Annotated in this window: 23 protein-coding genes and 1 riboswitch; of the genes, 5 read left to right on the top strand and 18 right to left on the bottom strand. The window is 38.4% G+C overall.

All coding sequences use genetic code 11. From position 1 onward, the window contains the following. Window positions 1–17 precede the first annotated feature (17 nt). From FI644_RS15035 to FI644_RS14975, 13 genes are all read right to left on the bottom strand, one after another. Window positions 18–518: a TlpA family protein disulfide reductase gene (locus FI644_RS15035; RefSeq protein ID WP_053477385.1), complete on the bottom strand. Its 501-nt coding sequence runs from the start codon at window positions 516–518 to the stop codon at window positions 18–20. Between the two features lie 16 nt (window positions 519–534). After that, a complete protein-coding gene (locus tag FI644_RS15030) occupies window positions 535–666 on the bottom strand; it encodes a CcmD family protein (protein WP_082446665.1) in 132 nt (43 codons plus the stop codon). A gap of 16 nt (window positions 667–682) precedes the next feature. Next, a complete protein-coding gene (locus FI644_RS15025; RefSeq protein ID WP_053477386.1) occupies window positions 683–1,393 on the bottom strand; it encodes a cytochrome c biogenesis protein in 711 nt (236 codons plus the stop codon). Next, window positions 1,394–2,077, bottom strand: coding sequence for a heme exporter protein CcmB (locus FI644_RS15020; protein WP_053477387.1), 684 nt, complete (start codon window positions 2,075–2,077; stop codon window positions 1,394–1,396). Next, entirely contained in the window at window positions 2,074–2,778 is a 705-nt protein-coding gene (gene ccmA / locus FI644_RS15015) for a heme ABC exporter ATP-binding protein CcmA (protein WP_053477388.1), read from the bottom strand. Before ccmA ends, FI644_RS15020 begins: the two co-directional genes overlap by 4 nt. Window positions 2,779–2,998: 220 nt before the next feature. Then, window positions 2,999–3,337, bottom strand: coding sequence for a hypothetical protein (locus tag FI644_RS15010; protein ID WP_142108587.1), 339 nt, complete (start codon window positions 3,335–3,337; stop codon window positions 2,999–3,001). A 12-nt stretch (window positions 3,338–3,349) separates the two neighbouring features. Continuing rightward, on the bottom strand, window positions 3,350–3,712 hold the full coding sequence (locus FI644_RS15005; RefSeq protein WP_053477390.1) for a hypothetical protein: 363 nt from the start codon (window positions 3,710–3,712) through the stop codon (window positions 3,350–3,352). 18 nt (window positions 3,713–3,730) lie between these two features. Continuing rightward, on the bottom strand, window positions 3,731–4,249 hold the full coding sequence (locus FI644_RS15000) for a cytochrome c-type biogenesis protein CcmH (protein WP_053477391.1): 519 nt from the start codon (window positions 4,247–4,249) through the stop codon (window positions 3,731–3,733). Beyond that, the gene (locus FI644_RS14995) at window positions 4,246–6,225 is read right to left on the bottom strand and encodes a heme lyase CcmF/NrfE family subunit (protein ID WP_053477392.1); all 1,980 of its coding nucleotides are present in this window, start codon (window positions 6,223–6,225) and stop codon (window positions 4,246–4,248) included. The genes FI644_RS15000 and FI644_RS14995 overlap by 4 nt, the downstream gene beginning before the upstream one ends. Window positions 6,226–6,245: 20 nt before the next feature. Beyond that, window positions 6,246–6,692, bottom strand: coding sequence for a cytochrome c maturation protein CcmE (locus FI644_RS14990; protein WP_053477393.1), 447 nt, complete (start codon window positions 6,690–6,692; stop codon window positions 6,246–6,248). A gap of 3 nt (window positions 6,693–6,695) precedes the next feature. Further along, complete coding sequence (locus FI644_RS14985) at window positions 6,696–7,667, bottom strand: hypothetical protein (RefSeq protein ID WP_053477394.1); 972 nt, start codon at window positions 7,665–7,667, stop codon at window positions 6,696–6,698. 284 nt (window positions 7,668–7,951) lie between these two features. Next, window positions 7,952–8,113, bottom strand: a complete 162-nt coding sequence (locus FI644_RS14980; protein ID WP_172797722.1) for a glycogen biosynthesis protein GlgD — start codon at window positions 8,111–8,113, stop codon at window positions 7,952–7,954. A 14-nt stretch (window positions 8,114–8,127) separates the two neighbouring features. After that, complete coding sequence (locus FI644_RS14975) at window positions 8,128–8,394, bottom strand: YtzC family protein (protein ID WP_053477396.1); 267 nt, start codon at window positions 8,392–8,394, stop codon at window positions 8,128–8,130. Between the two features lie 199 nt (window positions 8,395–8,593). On the opposite strand from FI644_RS14975, the gene mnmL reads away from it, so the two are divergent. Together mnmL and mnmM are read left to right on the top strand one after the other, a co-directional pair. Continuing rightward, a complete protein-coding gene (gene mnmL / locus FI644_RS14970) occupies window positions 8,594–9,562 on the top strand; it encodes a tRNA modification radical SAM protein MnmL/YtqA (RefSeq protein ID WP_053477397.1) in 969 nt (322 codons plus the stop codon). Then, window positions 9,559–10,131 (top strand): tRNA 5-(aminomethyl)-2-thiouridylate-methyltransferase MnmM, encoded by a 573-nt coding sequence (gene mnmM / locus FI644_RS14965; RefSeq protein ID WP_053477398.1) that lies wholly within the window; start codon window positions 9,559–9,561, stop codon window positions 10,129–10,131. Before mnmL ends, mnmM begins: the two co-directional genes overlap by 4 nt. 36 nt (window positions 10,132–10,167) lie before the next feature. On the opposite strand, the gene tbcS is transcribed toward mnmM, so the two are convergent. Together tbcS and FI644_RS14955 are read right to left on the bottom strand one after the other, a co-directional pair. Continuing rightward, window positions 10,168–11,262 (bottom strand): tetraprenyl-beta-curcumene synthase, encoded by a 1,095-nt coding sequence (gene tbcS / locus FI644_RS14960; RefSeq protein ID WP_053477399.1) that lies wholly within the window; start codon window positions 11,260–11,262, stop codon window positions 10,168–10,170. 314 nt (window positions 11,263–11,576) lie between these two features. Further along, complete coding sequence (locus tag FI644_RS14955; RefSeq protein WP_053477400.1) at window positions 11,577–12,383, bottom strand: alpha/beta hydrolase; 807 nt, start codon at window positions 12,381–12,383, stop codon at window positions 11,577–11,579. Between the two features lie 200 nt (window positions 12,384–12,583). Here FI644_RS14955 and FI644_RS14950 point away from each other — a divergent pair, with 200 nt between their 5' ends. Further along, window positions 12,584–13,096 (top strand): gamma carbonic anhydrase, encoded by a 513-nt coding sequence (locus FI644_RS14950; protein ID WP_053477401.1) that lies wholly within the window; start codon window positions 12,584–12,586, stop codon window positions 13,094–13,096. A 218-nt stretch (window positions 13,097–13,314) separates the two neighbouring features. Here FI644_RS14950 and metK read toward each other — a convergent pair whose 3' ends face one another. Next, window positions 13,315–14,514, bottom strand: coding sequence for a methionine adenosyltransferase (metK, locus tag FI644_RS14945; protein ID WP_053477402.1), 1,200 nt, complete (start codon window positions 14,512–14,514; stop codon window positions 13,315–13,317). Between the two features lie 331 nt (window positions 14,515–14,845). Continuing rightward, window positions 14,846–14,961, bottom strand: a riboswitch (SAM riboswitch). Between the two features lie 93 nt (window positions 14,962–15,054). Further along, window positions 15,055–15,429: a thiol-disulfide oxidoreductase DCC family protein gene (locus FI644_RS14940; RefSeq protein WP_053477403.1), complete on the bottom strand. Its 375-nt coding sequence runs from the start codon at window positions 15,427–15,429 to the stop codon at window positions 15,055–15,057. A 229-nt stretch (window positions 15,430–15,658) separates the two neighbouring features. Between FI644_RS14940 and pckA the strand changes: the two genes are divergently transcribed. Then, window positions 15,659–17,245, top strand: coding sequence for a phosphoenolpyruvate carboxykinase (ATP) (pckA, locus tag FI644_RS14935; RefSeq protein ID WP_053477404.1), 1,587 nt, complete (start codon window positions 15,659–15,661; stop codon window positions 17,243–17,245). Between the two features lie 85 nt (window positions 17,246–17,330). Here pckA and FI644_RS14930 read toward each other — a convergent pair whose 3' ends face one another. Further along, on the bottom strand, window positions 17,331–18,101 hold the full coding sequence (locus FI644_RS14930) for an alpha/beta hydrolase family protein (protein WP_053477405.1): 771 nt from the start codon (window positions 18,099–18,101) through the stop codon (window positions 17,331–17,333). A 236-nt stretch (window positions 18,102–18,337) separates the two neighbouring features. Between FI644_RS14930 and FI644_RS14925 the strand changes: the two genes are divergently transcribed. Continuing rightward, a complete protein-coding gene (locus tag FI644_RS14925) occupies window positions 18,338–19,333 on the top strand; it encodes an ABC transporter substrate-binding protein (protein WP_053477406.1) in 996 nt (331 codons plus the stop codon). Window positions 19,334–19,417: the final 84 nt, after the last annotated feature.

Raw genomic sequence — 19,417 nt, 5'->3', positions numbered from 1 at the left:
GCATTTTAACCCAAGGGTTAGTGAATACTTTCAATAATTTCTATCAAGTTTTTCTTCGTTGTCGGTCCTGAGAATCTTTCAAAAATGACGCCATTTTCATCGATTATGATCGTTTCTGGCTGCCCAATGACATTATATTCCTTCGAGATTTCTTCTTTCGTATCGAGTAAATAAGTTAACTTAGAATTTGATTCCTTCATGTACTTTTCTATTCTTTTTTTTGTTTCACCTTTTGCGATGATATAAAGCTCAGCTCCTTCATATTCAGCCCCAAAAGCTTCAAGCTCAGGCGCTTCATCTATACAAGGCTGGCACCAAGTAGCAAAAAAGTTTAAAACAACAATTTTCCCTTTGCGGTCAGATAACTGATATTCTTTTCCTTCGATATCCCTTAACTGAAAATCTATTGCCTCATCACCAGGACTCGCAGATGCTTTCCCACTCATCCCGTTAATGAGGATTCCAAGGACACCTGCAACAATTGCTAGTACGATAATTGGAATTACCCTTTTTCTCATTCGGCTTCACCTGCTTTTATTGTTCTGATTTCCAATCTTCAAGAACTTTAAGCTCTTTTTTCAAATCCTTTTGGCGTTTGCCTAGAATGAATATATATCCTGCAAGTAAAGCCCAAATAATTGTGTAAGCCATAAATAAATAACTCATATTGTTCTCCCCCTATTTAACTAGCTAATTTTTCAATCACTTTTGATTTTGCTTTTCTTACAGTAAGACGCATTTTTTCAATTTCAATGCCTTTCCGCATCATGAATAAATAGAGCAAGGTGATCGTACCAATACAGAATAATAAAGTTACAAGCATATCAGGCTCTACACCTCCGCCACTCTGGTTTTTCCCTTCACCGAAAACGACTGGGTGAAGTTTTGTATTCCACCAGCGAATGGCCATAAATACAATCGGTACATTGATACACCCAATAATTCCAAAAACAGCGGAAAGCTTCGCAATTTTTTCCCAAGTGCCCTCCATTTTTCGTACAAATAAATAGGCAATATAGATGAATAACAGAATAAGAACAGTTACTAATCGGGGCTCCCATGTCCACCAAGTATTCCAGGCTGACTTCCCCCAAATCATCCCTGTTAATAGAGTAATCGTTGTAAAAACTACACCTATTTCAGCAGAAATTCCTGCCTTAATAAAACGGGATTCTGTCGGTTTTTTTAAAGTTAAGACACAATAATAGCCAACAACAAAGAATGCGAGGAATGCGACCCACGCTGTACTGACATGGAAATAAAATATTTTCTGGGAGGCACCCATTTGTTTTTCAATAGGCGACCAAATAAAAATTAAATATAAAGAAACAAACATAGCTGGCACGAGAAGTATATACAGCATTCGATCGACAAACGCAGACGGTTGCTTCATTTAAGATCCCTCCATTAAGTATTCAAATAAGAAAAAGCAGGCTGCAAAAAACAATAAATCATACGCAGCCATAAGCTGAAGCCATGAAACGGCATCCTTCATTCCTTCTTGCTCTAGCACAATTTTTGTTGCCTGAACGGCGCCAATCATTAATGGACTTAGCAGCGGCAATAATAAAACTGGCAGCAGCATTTCACTATTTTTTGCATTTGCAGCAAGTGCCGCAAGAAACGTTCCGATCACGATGAATCCAATAGTGGCTGTAAGGACTATTAATAGAAACCAAATCATCTCGCCATGAAACCGGTAATCAAATAATAAAAATAAAATAGGGATGCTTATCAATTGAACGATAATAACGAGAACTAGGTTAGCTACCACCTTACCTAGAAAAATACTAGATGGGTCAATAGGTGCCACTCTCAATCCTGTTAAGCTATCATTCTCCTGCTCCGATATGAATGAGCGATTCAGCCCGAGCAAGCCAGAAAAAATCGTAATCACCCAAATCAGGCCTGGAATAATCGCTTTTACTGTATTATTCGTTGGATCAAATGCAAAGCTGAAAATCAGGATGACTAAACTTGAAAAGATAATCATCATTCCAATGGTCTGTTTCGACTTCAATTCATTCCGTAAGTCTTTCGCTGCTATCGTTAAGGCATCCGCAAGAATAATCTTCATTTCCCGATCACCGCCGCTTCATACCATTTCTTAAATGACATCAATTCTAATTGAGGGTCAATATTCCTATCACTAATCACCCTTCCTTTATTCAATATAAGCACCCGATCACATACATTTATCACCTGTTCGAAATCATGAGAGATTAATAGGATCGAAATCCCTTGTTTCTGTCTCTCTTTCATTAATTGATTTAGCAGTGAGACTGCTTCTTGATCCAATCCGGTATGCGGTTCATCTAGAAGCAGGAATTCAGGTTCTGCAAGAAGAACTCGGGCAATGGCCAATCGCTGGATCATTCCCCTTGAAAAGGAACGAATAGGTATATCTTTAAAATAATGCAGTCCAACTGCTTTAAGCAGCTCCATTCCCTTCTCCTCGATATTTTTTACTTTGTATAACTTACCGTAGAATCGTAAATTTTCTAGCGGTGTCAAAGAGTTGTATAAAAAAGACTCATGTCCGAGATAGCCGATTCTCTTTTTCAAAAGATGAGTTTTCTTCTTTATTTGCTCACCGTTTAGAAGAATTTCTCCACTTGTTGGCTGCATCAGACCAGCGGCAAGCTTAAAAAATGTGCTCTTCCCAGCTCCGTTTGGTCCGATCACAGCAACACTCTCTCCCGGAGATAAGGCCAGAGAAAAATTTCTTAAGATAATCTTGTCACCAATTATTTTTGTGATTTCTTTTAGCTCAAGCATATAATCCAACTCTTTCTGTAAAAGGATCATGAGAAAAGCGCAAGCGCCTTGCTTAGCGACGTATGGACTGGACCGCCTCCGACGAGATAAAGGAAACACGAAGAGCGATCGCGCATTCGTGCTTGACTTATCGCAGGAGGAAGTGGGAAGTCCATTAGGCGCTGGAGCTAGACAGTAATCCAAGTTCAAAATGTATACATTTTTTATAGGTGGGGCTTCATCAAGTAAATCGAATCAGCTCACTTTTGACATTATTCAGATGAAGCTCATATTCATTCTTTCGATCGATATATTGATCTTCACCTATCTCTCCCTGCATCTTTTGTTTATCCAGCAAGGCCATTTGATCTTCAATTACCGACTTCTTCTTTAAGAGCAGTTGAAATTGATTTTCATCAGCAGCAAACTCTTGTTTATAGGTGTGGTTTTTTCTTTGAATAAACACAATCATGACAGTAACAACTATTAGAAATATTAGTACTGCATGCGGGTCAAACATATTGAGAAAAGGTGTTCCCAGCCAAAAGTTAACAAGCCAATCCGGGTGAAACGGCGGCATTTCAATCACCCCTTATCCCTTTTTTTGTTTCCGTATTTTGTTCAGTTCTTTTAGAATTTCACGATCAACAATATCCATATCTCTGTTTCCCTTTGGCTGGATTCTATTTTGTTTTGTCTCTGATTTTAAATAACTAGCTGCAAGTGTATGATACTGTTTCTTCATCCTCTCAAAATCATCTTGGGTCAACTTCTTCATTAGAAAGTCCATTTCCAGTTCATTTACTGCTGCATAGATCATTTCTACAGGCATTTCTGTTTCCCTTACTCCTGAATTGCTATAGTTTTCTTCACCTTTATTAAAAAAGGGAGAAACAATAAAGTAAAAACAGGTAATAACGATCATTGATCCGAGGAGTAAAAAAATGTAATCCATAGTGATTTCTCCTTTTGTTCAAAAGTGCTTTTTCCGCTCTTCTTCAAAGGTAATTTCAACAATTTCTCTTTCCATTTCAGTCATTTCGTCACAGACTATAGGTACTGTTTCCTTTCCACCTTGTTTATACGTTAATTTCTTAATGCCGAAACCAACTACAATGGCTCCTAATAAAAATCCGAGTGCAGGAGTTATCCAAGCAATGATGCCGCTGCTATCTGTTGCAGGGGTACGGAGTGCCGCCTGACCATATTCATCAATATAGGATTGCAGGATCTTCCTTTCAGACTGTCCCTGATTTAATGCCTCAATAACTTCCTCATAATAGACTTTTTTAATGGAACAAGTAGAAATATCATGATCTGCGTGTCCCTGCATATCTAACTGATTAATAATAGATTGGAATTCCTTGGAATTATAATCAAACTTTGTATTTGCCTTTACTCTTTTTTCATTAAAACCTAGGTCAATCAGAATGATAGATGCTATCATAGCGAGTGAGCATTTTATCATTCTCCTCCTTGTTAATTCTTTCATGACTGAACACCTGCCTGCCGGCCATTCACTCTAAAGAAGGATGAAGTCTTTCCTCCAATAAGCGCAATGGCTGTTCCGATCATCATCAAAATTCCTCCTGCCCAAATCCAGCTGACAAAGGGATTAATTTTCACAACAACAGTCACTTTCTCTTTGCTTTCCCATGAGCTGAGCACAACATATAAGTCCTCTTTCCAATTCGTTTTTATTGCTACTTCTGAAGAAGGCTCCGGCCATGTTCCATAGAATATTTTCTCTGGATGGATAGTTCCATTGCTTTTGCCTTTATATTTAACATCAATATCTGCTGCAACAATTCCATTGCCTCTTTCTTCCGTCTCAGTCAGCTCATTAAAGGTAAGCTCGTAATTTCCGACTTTAAAGCTTTCACCTTGATTTACCGTTTTCATTACCTCTTCAGAGTAAGCATTAGAAGAAATGACTCCAACTGCAATAACTGCAATCCCGATATGAACGATGTAACCGCCATATCTTCGCTGATTTTTCCTTGTTAATTGGAAAGCAGCTTTTAAGAATCCTTCTTTCGTTGCCTTTCTCCTTGCTCTCACACCACGCCAAAACTCGGCTAGATGTACATTAAACATAAATACAGTAACCGTTAGACCAATAATGGCATATATTCCTTTTACACCCATTGCTACAAGAGCTCCTGCAAATAGAAGAGCTACGATTATTGGTGCAAGTGTATTTTTGAGAAACCGCTCAAAGACAGCCTTTTGCCACGAAATAAGTGGACAAATGGCCATTAAAAGCAAGAGGGCAAGCATAATGGGCGCCATCACTTTATTAAAATATGGGGCACCCACATTTACTTTCGTTCCCGTTAATGTTTCAGAAATTAGCGGATACATCGTTCCAAAGAAAACAGCAAATGCCGCAGCAACTAATATGAAGTTATTTAATAAGAAACTGCTTTCCTTTGAAAAATAAGCTTCAATTGGCTTGCTTTCCTTTTTAATCAGCTGATAACGAGTTATAACAACATAAATAGCAAAGATCATCATAAAAGCCATAAAAATTAAGAAATAGGTTCCTAGATTACTATCACCAAAGGCATGAACACTTGTTAAAATCCCGCTTCGTACAAGGAATGTCCCAAAGAGAGAGAGAATATAGGACAAGATAATTAAGCTTAAATTCCATGTTCTAAGCATATTTTTTCTTTCTTGAATCATAACCGAATGCAGAAAAGCAGAAACCGTCAACCAAGGAAGGAAGGATGCATTTTCTACTGGATCCCATGCCCAATAGCCGCCCCAGCCAAGTTCAAGATAGGCCCACCATCCGCCGACAATATTGCCGATTGTTAGAAAGAGCCAGGCTGTAAGTGTCCATCTTCTTGTTAATTTTATCCATCCTGAATCCATGTTCTTCATTAGCAATGCGGCAATGGCATAAGCAAATGGCACGGCTAGTCCGACGTATCCCATATATAAAGTGACAGGATGAATGACCATTCCAGGATTTTGGAGCATTGGATTCAGCCCCTTGCCATCAGCCGGAATCGTATCTGTCATCTCGAATGGATTTGCATTAAAGACCATTACAATATAGAAAAACAGAATATTTAACAGCAAAACATTGGAAACATACGGAATCATATTGTTTTGCTTTTTCTTACTTAACACGATGATGGCAGCATATATACTTAATAAAAATGCCCATAGCAATAAGGATCCTGCGTTTCCTGCCCAAAAAGCGGCAAGCTTATAAACAAGCGGCAGCTGATTATTTGTGTAGGCTGCAACATATTTGAATTGAAATTGGCTCGTACCAAGAATATAGAAAAGCAGAAAAGCAGATATACTCGTTACAAAAGCAAGGGATAGGATTCCTCCCCTAGCACTTTCCAACCATTTTCTATTATTTTTTTTCATCCCGATAATATTTGCTGCTAACGAGTATAACGAAATGACGATTCCCAGTATAAGAGCGATATTGCCGATTAGATACATGTTGTTGTCACCCGCCTGTCTTATTCATCCTGCTTATTTTCGTTCATGTTTTTATGCATTTCCATGTCATAGTTTTCTGTATCTTCCCCTTCATACTTTGAAGGGCATTTCGTCTGAACCTTTTCTGCTTCAAACACTCCATTATCCTTTATAAACCCTTCAACAATCACAATGACATCATCTGAAAAATTATCTGGTTTAACTCCCTTATAAATAATAGGAAGGGTTGCACTGCTTTCTTCATCAACAATTTCGAAGGTCAACTCAATCTTATCCGCATCCCATTTGACCGAATCTTGTTTTAGAAGTCCTTGAGTCAAAACGTACTCATCCTTATAGTTATCAGTAAGCAATTCCTCAATGGAAATCTCCTTGCTTCCTGCACTCGGCATGGTAGAAAAAAACATAATCATAATCGCAACGGCAAAGAGTGACAAACCAAAGATAATTTTTTTGTTTTTAGACATTTTTTATCCCCCTAGTTTTTTTAGCAATTCATCGTATTCTTGTTGAGAAATACTCCCTTCTAAAAGCATTGCTCGTAAACGCGATTTTTTCGCTTTTTCATCTTTCTGTATCTCACCTGATTGTTTATTGTGAATCGGATGAGACCCTTTTTTCCTCTTCATGAGGAAAATAAGCAGGATTGCAGCGATTGCACTTACACCCCCAACAACAGTAAGAATTAACCACATTGGCAGCGTTTCATTTTTCTGCATTGCTTTTTCTGCATGCTCCGAATTTCCTGTCATCTCTTCCATAATTTCCATTGTTGTTTTTGTTTCTGACCGCTTATACTCAAGCTGAAATTCTTTGGTCACATCGGGCTTCATTCCTTGAATCTGGTATAAGAACATATTCATCCCATATCCATTTTCTTGGTGGGAATCAGCTGCGGGAGTTAATTGAAAGCTCTCAGATTTCAATGGTTCTAGAAAAACCATACTGACGAGACCAATATCAGCAAAACTTTTAAATTGATACGATAATTTCTTTGTTTCCTTGTTACCAATTAATTGGTTTGTATAATATTCAACGACAAATTTGTATGGCTCATTTGGCCGTATATCTTCGCTTGTTTTCCACGAGATTGTTCGATTTTTTTTATCCATTTCATATTCGATTTCATTCAGCTCTGTTAAATCTCGATTATAATCTGCGACAAATCCTATTCGGAATTCATCCTCGTCCATTGGAAGAGGGATCTCAATTTCTCCTTTAACGGGTCGATCTGTCGGATTGATTAACGTGCCATGATAACCAATCAATAAAGAAGGATGACTTTTTTCTTTATCCTTTGGATGATTAGCATACTCTGGCATAACTTGAACCTTTAACTCTTCCATCTTGAGGATAGAGGCTTGATTTTCAGCTCCTGTGTAGCTTGGTAAACTAACAAGGAAAATCATCATCCCTATCCAAGTCAAGATTGTTTTTTTCATCATTTGACACCCTTTCCGATGGGAAACTCATATTATGAACATTTTGTGAATAATTTCACATGTATACTTTTAGAAAAGAACCGACACAACTTGAAGTAAAGTCTATTCTTTTAATCCATCGAGACCCTCTTTATTTGCTTACCTTATTTAAACCATTTTATAAGGCTGTTCATCTGTGACTTTAAGCACGTTATATCTGTAAGTTCTTTACCACTTTGTGAACGAGGAAAATTCACTAATTAAAAACCCTGATGCATAAGATCGCATCAGGGCATTTATTATTCTTATTCAGGATGGAATTTGGATGTAACTGGCTGTCCTTTTTTTTCATACATTTTCTTTGCCTGCTTAACTAAATCAAAATCACTGCCTAATTCTAAATCATTGCTATTTACGCCATTTTTCGTTTTCTGTTCAGGGTTATTCTGCTTTGAACGTTTTTTCACCATTCCATTCCCTCCTAATCATGCGGAAGAATTATCATCTGGTTCTGAAGCTGCTGCAATTGGAGCCTCATTCGATGAAGCTGCTCTCGCTGCTGTGCATTCGCGCTAAGTGCCATCTTAGCTAAGTCATTATAAGCATTCTCAAGAGATTGAAGCGCATTTGTATACCCTTCATCATTATAATGCGCCTGCAGTCTCCCCTCTTCATACTGATCATGTGCAAAGCGAATCGCATCCTCGCATTGTTGAATAAGCTTATCCATCGATTCACGAGTTGCCATCTATTCCCCTCCTACTTCAGAATGGGTTTTTAAGAAGCTTCAGGCTTCATCCATTAGTTTGTTCATATTTTCGCTTCCTATTATATAAATTGCTGGCAATATAACTTGAAACAATTTACTTTGGCTATCAGTATTACTTCATGTTATGATTATTTTTATGCAGTATTTTCGATATGACTTACTTATAGGAGGTTTCTGAATGGCTCAGACAAATCCTTTTCCGTTTGCCGCTGATGACAAACGTTACCATACATGGAATTACCATTTACGGAATGAATTTGGCCATAAAGTATTTAAGGTTGCACTTGACGGCGGCTTTGATTGCCCGAATCGGGACGGTACAGTTGCACATGGTGGCTGTACATTCTGCAGTGCTGCAGGATCAGGGGACTACGCCGGCAACCGGGCAGATGATCTAGAAACACAATTTAATGAAATTAAAGAAAAAATGCATCATAAATGGAAAGATGGCAAATATATGGCCTATTTCCAGGCATTCACAAATACACACGCACCTGTTGAAGTGTTGAGAGATATGTATGAAAGAGTGCTGCAGCAGGAAGGTGTTGTCGGTTTATCCATTGCGACAAGACCTGATTGTCTTCCAGATGATGTCGTTGAATATTTAGCTGAGCTAAATGAACGAACTTATTTATGGGTGGAGCTTGGGCTGCAGACGGTTCATGAAAGGACCGCTCTTCTAATTAACCGGGCACATGATTACAAATGCTATGTTGAAGGAGTAGAAAAGCTTCGAAAGCATGGCATTCGCGTTTGTACACATATCATTAACGGCCTCCCGCTCGAAACGCCAGAAATGATGATGGAAACCGCGAAAGAAGTAGCAAAGCTTGATGTACAAGGAATCAAAATTCACCTGCTTCACCTTTTAAAAGGAACACCAATGGTCAAGCAATATGAAAAGGGAATGCTTGAGTTCTTATCGTTTGAAAACTATGTAAGCCTAGTTTGCGACCAATTAGAAATTTTACCACCAGAAATGATTATTCACCGCATTACAGGTGATGGTCCAATTGAGTTAATGGTTGGACCAATGTGGAGCGTAAATAAGTGGGAAGTCCTTAACGCGATTGATGCAGAGTTAAAACGAAGAAACAGCTGGCAGGGTAAGTTTTATAAGCCAAGTCAAGTGGAGATTCAAGCATGAAGCTTGATGGAATTTTGCCTTTTGCCCGGCAATTGATTGAAAAAACTGTATCTCATGGTAACTGCGTTGTTGATGCCACGCTTGGCAATGGGCATGATACACTATTCCTAGCTCATTTGATTGGTGAATCTGGAATGGTTTTTGGATTTGATATTCAGGAAGAGGCTGTTTCGAATACGCAAAAACGTTTGTTGGATGAGCAGCTTGCAGATAGAGTTACCTTGTTTCATAAAGGGCATGAACATATTCTTACCAGTATTCCAGAATCTCACCATGGAAAAATAAAAGCAGCTATTTTTAATTTAGGCTACCTGCCTGGAGGGGACAAATCGATTGTTACAACTCCTTCGACAACAATCTCTGCCATAAAGCAGCTGCTTGAAATTATGGCTCCTGAGAGCATCATTGTGCTTGTCATTTACCATGGACATCAAGAAGGAGCAATAGAAAGAGATGCACTTCTTCCATTTGTGAAACATTTGGATCAAAAGGCTGCTCATGTATTGCAGTATCAATTTATTAATCAGGAGAACAATCCACCATTTATTATTGCGATTGAAAAACGGTAATAGAATCAAAAAACCTGCAAAATTTTTGCAGGTTTTTTAACGTAATAACACTCTCTTAAAAGAGGCAGGAATCCAATTTTGCATGGCACGATATACCCTTCCGTTCCAGTAGAAGAAATAGCTAATTCCTCCACCCGTTTTTATCATGCTCCTTGCAAGTTTCTTGACATTCTTTTGTTTTCTTACTTTTTTATCTGATAAATAAATACCGAGCAGACCACGATTAATTAACTGATGAAACCGTTTATGCGGAAGCTGCTCCGTATGCTTGTCCGCTTCAATGACAAAATGTTTTAACCGATTAAATAGCTTTTCCTCGTTCTCATAATAAAAACAAAAGTTTAAATCCCCGCCTGCAAGATCTTCTTCCTGATCAATGAAATAATCCAAAAGAATATGCAGACCCTGTATGTAAGGAAAATAGCCATTGCGGATATTTTCAGCATACCCTATTTCAAAGTCATCCCTCATTGCATACGAAATGAGGCAGAAGATTCCTAATGTGGATCCAGAACACGCAGAAAACTCATACCATTCCATTTCAGGAATTCTACCTTTACATTGTTGAAACCATTCTTGCAAGCGTGGAACCCGCTCATCAACTTTCACATGCTTGTGGATTTGCAAATCACAATAATACCGACATAACTCGAACAGATAATTCTTAATTTCTTTATAGTCTCGAACTTCTGAAAGTACATTCCTGCAGGTAGCTGCAAGGTCAGCTAAGTAGTTGCCATCCTCCTGCTCCATGCGAAAGCGATAGTAATTCTTCGGTTTTGCATCAAGAGTTAGTGCATCCATCATAGACTCATGAAGAGCCGAAAAATCTTCCGCATTGAGAGATGTGCTGCGGTCACATAAATTATCTAAGTAATCGCTAATTGTTTGGTACGCAACAATAAACTTAATGGCTAATGGAAATTTTTCTTTTGCCATTAATGCCATAATCGAACCGCCCTCACAATGAAAGGTTTTATGTTCAATGCTTGCCAATGCCTGCTTCCTTAACTCCTGATCTGGAATCTCCTCAGCTCTTTCTTTCCAATAGTTTAATTCCTTATGAACTAATGGCAAGACCCTTCGATAGACTTTAGACATTAAACTAATTGGCATGGAAGGAACGCTCATAAATTCACTCCTTAAAGAAATATGCAAGCGGCTTCAGAACAATCAAAAACTGATTGTTCTTGCGATCATTACACTAAGTAGGGGTCCTTAGTGCTCACCCCCGACAAGCACAAGTCAAACTGGCATTGTTCTTTGACCTCCTTGCCAGATTGGCTTGTGACCTCGAGGTCGATAAAAGCGTGACGTTACCCAATAAGCTTTCCTTTTGGTCAGTTTGATATGCCGCTGCCGAAGTTCTCCTTATCCTATCGCATTGTCGACACTAGTATATCCTGTATGCCAGCGATAGGATGCTTGCGCTAGACAATTTCTTCTTAATTCTCAATATAACCAATTGCCTTTAATTGACTGGAAACAAAATCCTTTGCATATTCAAATACATCTTCCCGGTCAGACTCATTAAATATTTCATGATAAAATTTAGGCCATTCTTTATACCGCTTTTCGGAAAAAGGGGCAAGATTAAACCATTCGCTCACTGTTTTCTTATTGACAATCAAGTCATCCCCACCCTGCATAACAAGCAGCGGAACATCTTGTATCTTTTCAAGCTTTTCAAATCCTAGTTTAATCGCATTCAGTAGTTCTCGATACCATCTAACAGACACTTTCTTTACATACAAAGCATCATTCGCATCCGCATCACGAACATCCTGATTGCTCGTTGCCATATCTACAGTAAGTCCCGAATCCATTCTTAAGCTTGGAATAATCAGATTAAGCCCGATCGAAAGAATATCAATCAACTTAGAAGGTTTTTTAATTAATCCAAGACATGGAGAAGACAGGATCACTCCAGCTAGATTCATTTTTTCCTCCTGAAGCAGGCGAATGGAAATTAATCCACCCATACTATGACCAAAAAGGAAAACAGGTAAATCAAACTGATAGGCTGTTTGAATCCAATCCTTCACTTCGGAAAGATACTCATCAAATGATTCGATATGGCCCCTGCTTGATCTTGTTGTCATCCCTTGGCCAGGAAGATCTCCCATAATGACATGAAAACCTGATAATCGCCATTTTTCTATAAGCCACCCATAGCGGCGATGATGCTCCATCGCACCATGAACCATTACAATGACCGCTTTAGCCTCTCCTTCAGCTTCCCATTTCCACATCATATTTCCTCCTAAACCTTATGTTGAAGCGAAAAACCATTCTTTCTAAATTATAGCTTAGAAACCGGAATTCATCACATTTTATCCCGTTATTTTTCATTTAAATCATTTTTTTCAGCAATTTGAGTTTACAAGTTCCTTTTTGTCTCATCTACCTATGTTAGAATAAATTGTAAATACGAATATAAGGGGCGTTACAAATGATTTATCCTTATAAAGATAAAATGCCGAAAATTGCTGATTCTGCATTTATTGCTGATTTCACAACAATTACTGGAGATGTAGAGATAGGAGAAAATTCAAGTGTCTGGTTTAATACTGTTATTAGAGGCGATGTGGCTCCTACAATTATTGGAAAAAAGGTAAATATTCAAGACAATTCTGTCCTCCATCAAAGCCCAAACAATCCATTAATTCTTGAAGATGAAGTAACTATCGGTCACCAAGTTATTCTTCATAGCTGCATTATTCGGAAAAAAGCTCTCATTGGGATGGGCTCTATTGTACTAGATCAAGCTGAAATTGGCGAAGGGGCATTTATCGGGGCAGGGAGCCTTGTTCCTCAAGGAAAGAAAATCCCACCGAACACACTTGCGTTTGGCAGACCTGCAAAAGTGATTCGTGAATTAACACAAGAAGATATAAAGGAAATGGAACGCATAAGCAGAGAATATGCCGAAAAGGGGCATTATTACAAAGCTCTTCAAAAATAAATGGCATATAATGATTTAATATTTCCTATTTTAATTATAATTATGTATATCGTCATCAAGGGGGTTCCTATTCTCTTTTTTTCGACTGGATTTTCCTATATTTGGATATTCCAGGTTCCATTCTATATTCTGCATCCTTTTCAACCTTTATTTGATATTTCAGGTTTCAAAACACACAAAAAAACAGGAACCGCAAAATGCAGTTCCTGTTTTCTATATTATTTTGTTGCTTCTGCTCGTAAAGCTTCTGCTTTATCCGTACGTTCCCAAGGAAGGTCCACATCTGTACGGCCAAAGTGGCCATATGCAGCTGTTTGCTTATAAATAGGGCGACGTAGGTTAAGCATATTGATAATACCAGCTGGACGAAGGTCAAAATGTTTGCGAACAAGATCAACCAATACATCCTCGCTAACTTTTCCAGTACCAAATGTATCGACAGAAATGGAAACTGGCTGCGCAACGCCAATTGCATAAGCTAGCTGAACTTCTACTTTATCTGCTAATTCTGCGGCTACAATATTTTTCGCCACATAACGCGCAGCATAAGCAGCTGAACGGTCAACCTTTGTAGGATCCTTACCAGAGAATGCACCACCGCCATGGCGAGCATATCCGCCGTAAGTATCAACAATAATTTTACGACCAGTTAAACCAGCATCCCCTTGAGGTCCGCCAATAACGAAACGGCCTGTTGGGTTAATAAAATACTTTGTATTTTCATCAATTAGCTCTTTCGGAACAACGGGGTTAATCACATGCTCCTTCAGATTACGTTGAATTTGCTCAAGGCTAATCTCAGGGTGGTGCTGAGTTGAAATAACAATCGTATCAATACGAACAGGTTTGTTATTTTCATCATATTCTACTGTTACTTGCGTTTTACCATCTGGACGGAGGTACGGAAGAATATCTTCTTTACGCACTTCTGTTAAACGACGGGATAATTTATGTGCTAATGAAATTGGCAGCGGCATAAGCTCTTTTGTTTCGTTACAAGCATAACCAAACATCAAGCCTTGATCTCCTGCACCGATTGCTTCGATTTCTTCATCACTCATTGAACCTTCACGTGCTTCAAGTGCTTGGTCAACACCCATCGCAATATCCGCAGATTGCTCATCAATCGATGTTAATACCGCACAAGTTTCCGCATCGAAACCGTATTTTGCACGTGTATAGCCAATCTCTTTCACCGTTTCACGTACAATCTTCGGAATATCTACATACGTAGAAGTAGTAATTTCACCAGCTACCAGAACGAGACCTGTTGTTACAGAAGTTTCTGCAGCAACACGTGCATTCGCATCCTTTGCTAAAATGGCATCCAAAATCGCATCAGAAATTTGATCACAAATTTTATCCGGATGGCCTTCAGTAACTGATTCAGAAGTAAACAAACGACGCTTTGTTGACATCTGGATTCCTCCTTATTTATATAATAGGCAAGATTACTTAGCAGAAAGCAACCTTAGGTTGATACGGAACTCATTCCCTAAGTAGTATGAAATAAACAGGGAGTTTTTATTAATATGCCCCTTTAACACTTAAACACAGTCATATTAAAAAACTCAAAAAACCAAAAGCCGTCCATCAAATTTGCATTATAAAAACTTTGCTTATCGCCAAGTTGTTATGGCGAAAGCCTTCGTTTTTATTATACTTTAATCCATAATTAAAAGTTCATAAAGTACAAAAAAACCTTTTCATATGTGAAAAGGTTGAAAACAAATCGATTCGCGCCTTTCACTCTTATCGTTCAAGGCCCTAAGTCCTTGCGTCAGGTTAGCACCTTTGCTAAAAAAAATCTTTAACAGGTTGCTGGGCTTCATTGGGCCTGTCCCTCCGCCAGCTCGGGATAAGAGAGTATCCGTTCAAGGTAAAATCATAACGTATAAAATGAATTCATGTCAATAACTATCTGTATAAAATTCTTGTTTTTTCATTAATAACCTATACTATAATGAACAACTTCCATCTTCACATTTTCCTTTTAAAAATTTGTGGCGATTTTTTGCAATCCATTGATACACTGGATTTCCAATTAAATAGGAAAATGGGATATATAAAAAAGCTCCTAAAAGGTAGAACATAGGGAGACGAAGAAACAAATATCTTATTGCGTAAAAGCCTTTTAACACATGACCATTGGATGTAATAATATGAAGTTCTTTTCGCAAACTAGCTTTATCAAACGAAAGTGGATGTTCATTTTTTTCATATTCCTGTAATGAAACCCATTCGATTTGACGAAACCAGTCAAGCTTACAAAAAATTCGCTTAGATTCCTTGCATAACGAGCATGTTCCATCGTATAATGCAGTCGATTTCATAAGATCATCCCATTTATGTTTTGTTATTACGATTTTAACATATATGGAAGGAGTTCTTCCTGTTTTTTCAAGTGTCCTTCTTACATTGGCTTAAAACCAATTGTGACATTTTTATTAATTTAAAGAAAAATTTCTTAATAGTATAGATTAATCATCTAAATGTGTTATACTAATTAGGAGATGTAATCACTTTCAAAAATAATCCTGGATAAAGGAAGGTATTCATCAGATGAATTCTGTTAGCATTCCAAATAAATTGATTGATTTACTAAAAGGTAATAATATTCAAATTCAATTGTCTGTCCCTCAGCTTGTTGAAAAGGTATTGAACCGTAATGAAGGATCACTGACATCAACTGGAGCTGTTGCTGCAACAACTGGCAAATATACAGGCCGTTCGCCTAAAGATAAGTATATTGTGAAAGAAGCTTCAACATTAGATACAGTTGATTGGGGAAGTGTGAACCAGCCAATTTCTGAAGAAGTATTCTCTAATTTATATAATAAAGTGTTAAGCTACTTACAAGAAAAAGACGAAGTGTTTGTTTTTAAAGGATTTGCAGGCGCTGATAAAAAACATAGACTGCCAATCCAAGTCATTAACGAGTACGCTTGGCATAACTTATTTGCACATCAGCTATTCATTCGCCCTACAGATGAAGAATTATTGGATCACCAAGCAGAATTCACAGTTATATCCGCACCAAACTTTAAAGCGGACCCTGCTGTTGATGGAACTGCATCTGAAACCTTTATTATTGTTTCTTTTGAAAAACGTACGGTATTAATTGGCGGAACTGAATATGCTGGTGAAATCAAGAAATCAATATTCTCTATCATGAATTATCTGCTTCCAGAAAACGGAATTCTCCCTATGCATTGTTCTGCTAACGTTGGACTTGAAGGGGATGTTGCTCTGTTCTTCGGTCTTTCTGGAACTGGAAAAACAACTTTATCAGCAGATCCAAATCGTCGTTTAATCGGTGATGATGAACACGGATGGTCTCCAAACGGTGTTTTCAATATTGAAGGTGGATGCTATGCGAAATGCATCAACCTTACTCGTGAGAAAGAACCACAAATTTTTGATGCAATCCGTTTTGGTGCAGTGCTAGAAAACGTAGTTATTAATAGCGAGAGCCGAGTGGCCGACTATGATGACAACACATTAACTGAAAATACTCGTGCTGCCTACCCAATCCAAGCGATTGATAATATTGTAGATCCAAGTATTGCTGGACACCCTAATACGATTATATTTTTAACGGCTGATGCCTTTGGCGTCCTTCCTCCTATCTCTAAATTAACGAAAGAGCAAGCAATGTACCATTTCCTTAGCGGTTATACATCTAAGCTTGCTGGTACAGAGCGTGGAGTGACTTCACCAGAAGCAACCTTCTCTACATGCTTTGGTTCACCATTCTTGCCTCGTGCAGCGACTGAATATGCTGAAATGCTTGGTAAGAAAATCGATGAGCATAATGCAAAGGTATACCTTGTGAATACAGGCTGGACTGGCGGCGAATATGGGGTTGGAAATCGTATGAAGCTTCCATATACTCGTGCAATGGTTCAATCTGCTCTAGAAGGCGAATTGAACAATGTAGAAACCATTAAGGATGAAATTTTTGGCCTAGAAATTCCACTGCATGTACCTGGTGTACCAGATGAAGTGCTCCAGCCAAACAAAACTTGGGACAATCAAGCAGCCTATGAAGTAAAAGCGAAAGAACTTGCAGCTAAGTTCCGTGAAAACTTCAAGAAGTTCTCAAACGTTCCATCTGAAATTGAAGAAAAAGGCGGTCCAACCGCTTAATATACTCTATATATCGATGTTGTAAATTCAGCTTCATTCCCCGAAAAAAGGAATTGCCTTAAATGGCAATTCCTTTTTCAACTTCTTACTGCTTCTTCATCCAATTCGTTAAATCCTGGACGACCTTTCGATTAATTGCGGGTGGAAAGTAATGAGTAAATCCTTGAAAATACCAGCTTTCTACTTTTTTGTTTAGTGCCTTTAATCTTTTCTCTAAACGATAGGCATGTTCGGCTGAGACATTTTCATCTTTTTCCCCATGGATTATTAATACGGGAGACTGTAGCCTCTCTATTTGAAAAAGTGGCGTTCGATACTCGTACCGCTCCGGAAACTTCGTTGGTGTCCCACCGATCACCCTTTTCATCATTCGTCGTAAATCCTCTCTCTCTGCATATGTTAGAAACATATCACTGACTCCGCCCCAGGTCACCATTGACTTTGCCTCAGGAAATTGAATGGCTGTCAATAGTGCCATGACACCGCCTCTAGAAAAGCCAAAAATATGTGCACCTTTTACCCTTGGATGAGATTGCAAAAGTCTAAAAGCTGAAAAGGCATCCTCTCGATCATCGCCAGCAAAATCCTCGTTGCCTTCCCCTTCTTGATTTCCCCGGTAAAATGGCGCAAAGACAATAAAACCCTCTGAAGCAAACTGAACAATACGTCCCGGCCTCACTTTCCCAACATTTTTGATACCACCGCGTAAGTAAAGAAAACCATCATAGATTTCATTTCCTTTTGGCTCAGCTAAAAGCCCCTTTACTTTTAAACCATCTGATCGATAGGTAACGATAGATAACTCGATGCCAGGGTTAGGTGATGGAAACCTTTCCTTATGTATGATTTGGTCCATCTATAGTTCATCTCCTATTCTTGCAATTGACCGGATTCATTCTTAATCTGACCGGATTATTGTAATTTTGACCGGATTATTCCTAAATCTGACCGGAATATCATTATATTGACCGGATTTCCCTAATAAATCTATAAATAAAAAGTTTTTCTAGGCATTCACACATTTTTTGCACCCTCATACGATAATGTAGGCTTTGAAGCTGATATATCTTGTGATTAATGGAGGTTTGAGCGATGAAAAAATGGCTAAAAGTTAGTTTTTCCCTTGTTTTAATTGCCATTCTTATTATACCCCTTGCAGCCTGTGGAAAAGATAAGGTTCAAAATATTCGTATCGGAGAAGTAACAAGATCCATTTTCTATGCGCCGCAATATGTTGCACTTGAAAAGGGTTTTTTTGAAGAGGAGGGTCTGAATGTCGAACTGACCACTACTGCTGGCGGAGATAAGACCATGACAGCATTATTGTCAGATAGTATCGACATAGCCCTTGTAGGCTCTGAAACATCTATCTATGTTTATGCACAAGGCTCAAATGATCCTGTTATCAACTTTGCGGCACTCACTCAAACAGATGGAACATTTCTTGTTTCTCGTGAAAAAATAGACAATTTTTCTTGGGAACAATTAAAAGGAGCAATCTTCCTTGGGCAGCGCAAAGGCGGCATGCCGCAAATGGTTGGTGAATTCGTTCTGAAGAAACATGGCATCGATCCACATCAAGATTTAGATTTAATCCAAAATGTTGATTTTGCAAATATCGCTCCAGCATTTGCCTCAGGGACTGGTGAATTTGTCCAGCTTTTCGAACCAACAGCCAGTGTGTTTGAACAAGAAGGAAAAGGTTACATCGTTGCCTCATTCGGTGAGGAATCTGGGAACCTTCCATACACGACATTTATGACAAAAGAAAGCACCATTAAAGAAAAGAAAGAAACAGTTGAAAAGTTTACACGAGCTATTTATAAGGCTCAACAATGGGTTGACACACATAGTGCAGAAGAAATCGCTGATGCAATTAAAGGCTATTTTGACAACACAAATATTGAAACAATTGAAATGGTTGTTGAACGGTATAAAAATCAAGGCTCCTTTGCAACAAATCCAATATTAAATGAAGAGGGCTGGAATAACCTGCAAGATGTCATGGAGGAGGCTGGCGAGCTTCCAGAACGAATTGACTATGAAACACTTGTCAATACAAAAATTGCTAAAGGTGTAATGAAGTAACTCCTATTCATTCCCGTGTATCTGCTTTTTACTCAATAACAGGTATGATTACTCGCTTTTCGTTCCTAAACCAAGGTTAAAAAT

Origin of the sequence: Cytobacillus solani (genome assembly GCF_006704205.1) — a bacterium.
Taxonomy (GTDB): Bacteria; Bacillota; Bacilli; order Bacillales; family Cytobacillaceae; genus Cytobacillus; species Cytobacillus solani.
The sequence above is the reverse complement of the archived record's forward strand: the minus strand, read 5'-3'. Positions and strand labels throughout refer to the sequence as shown.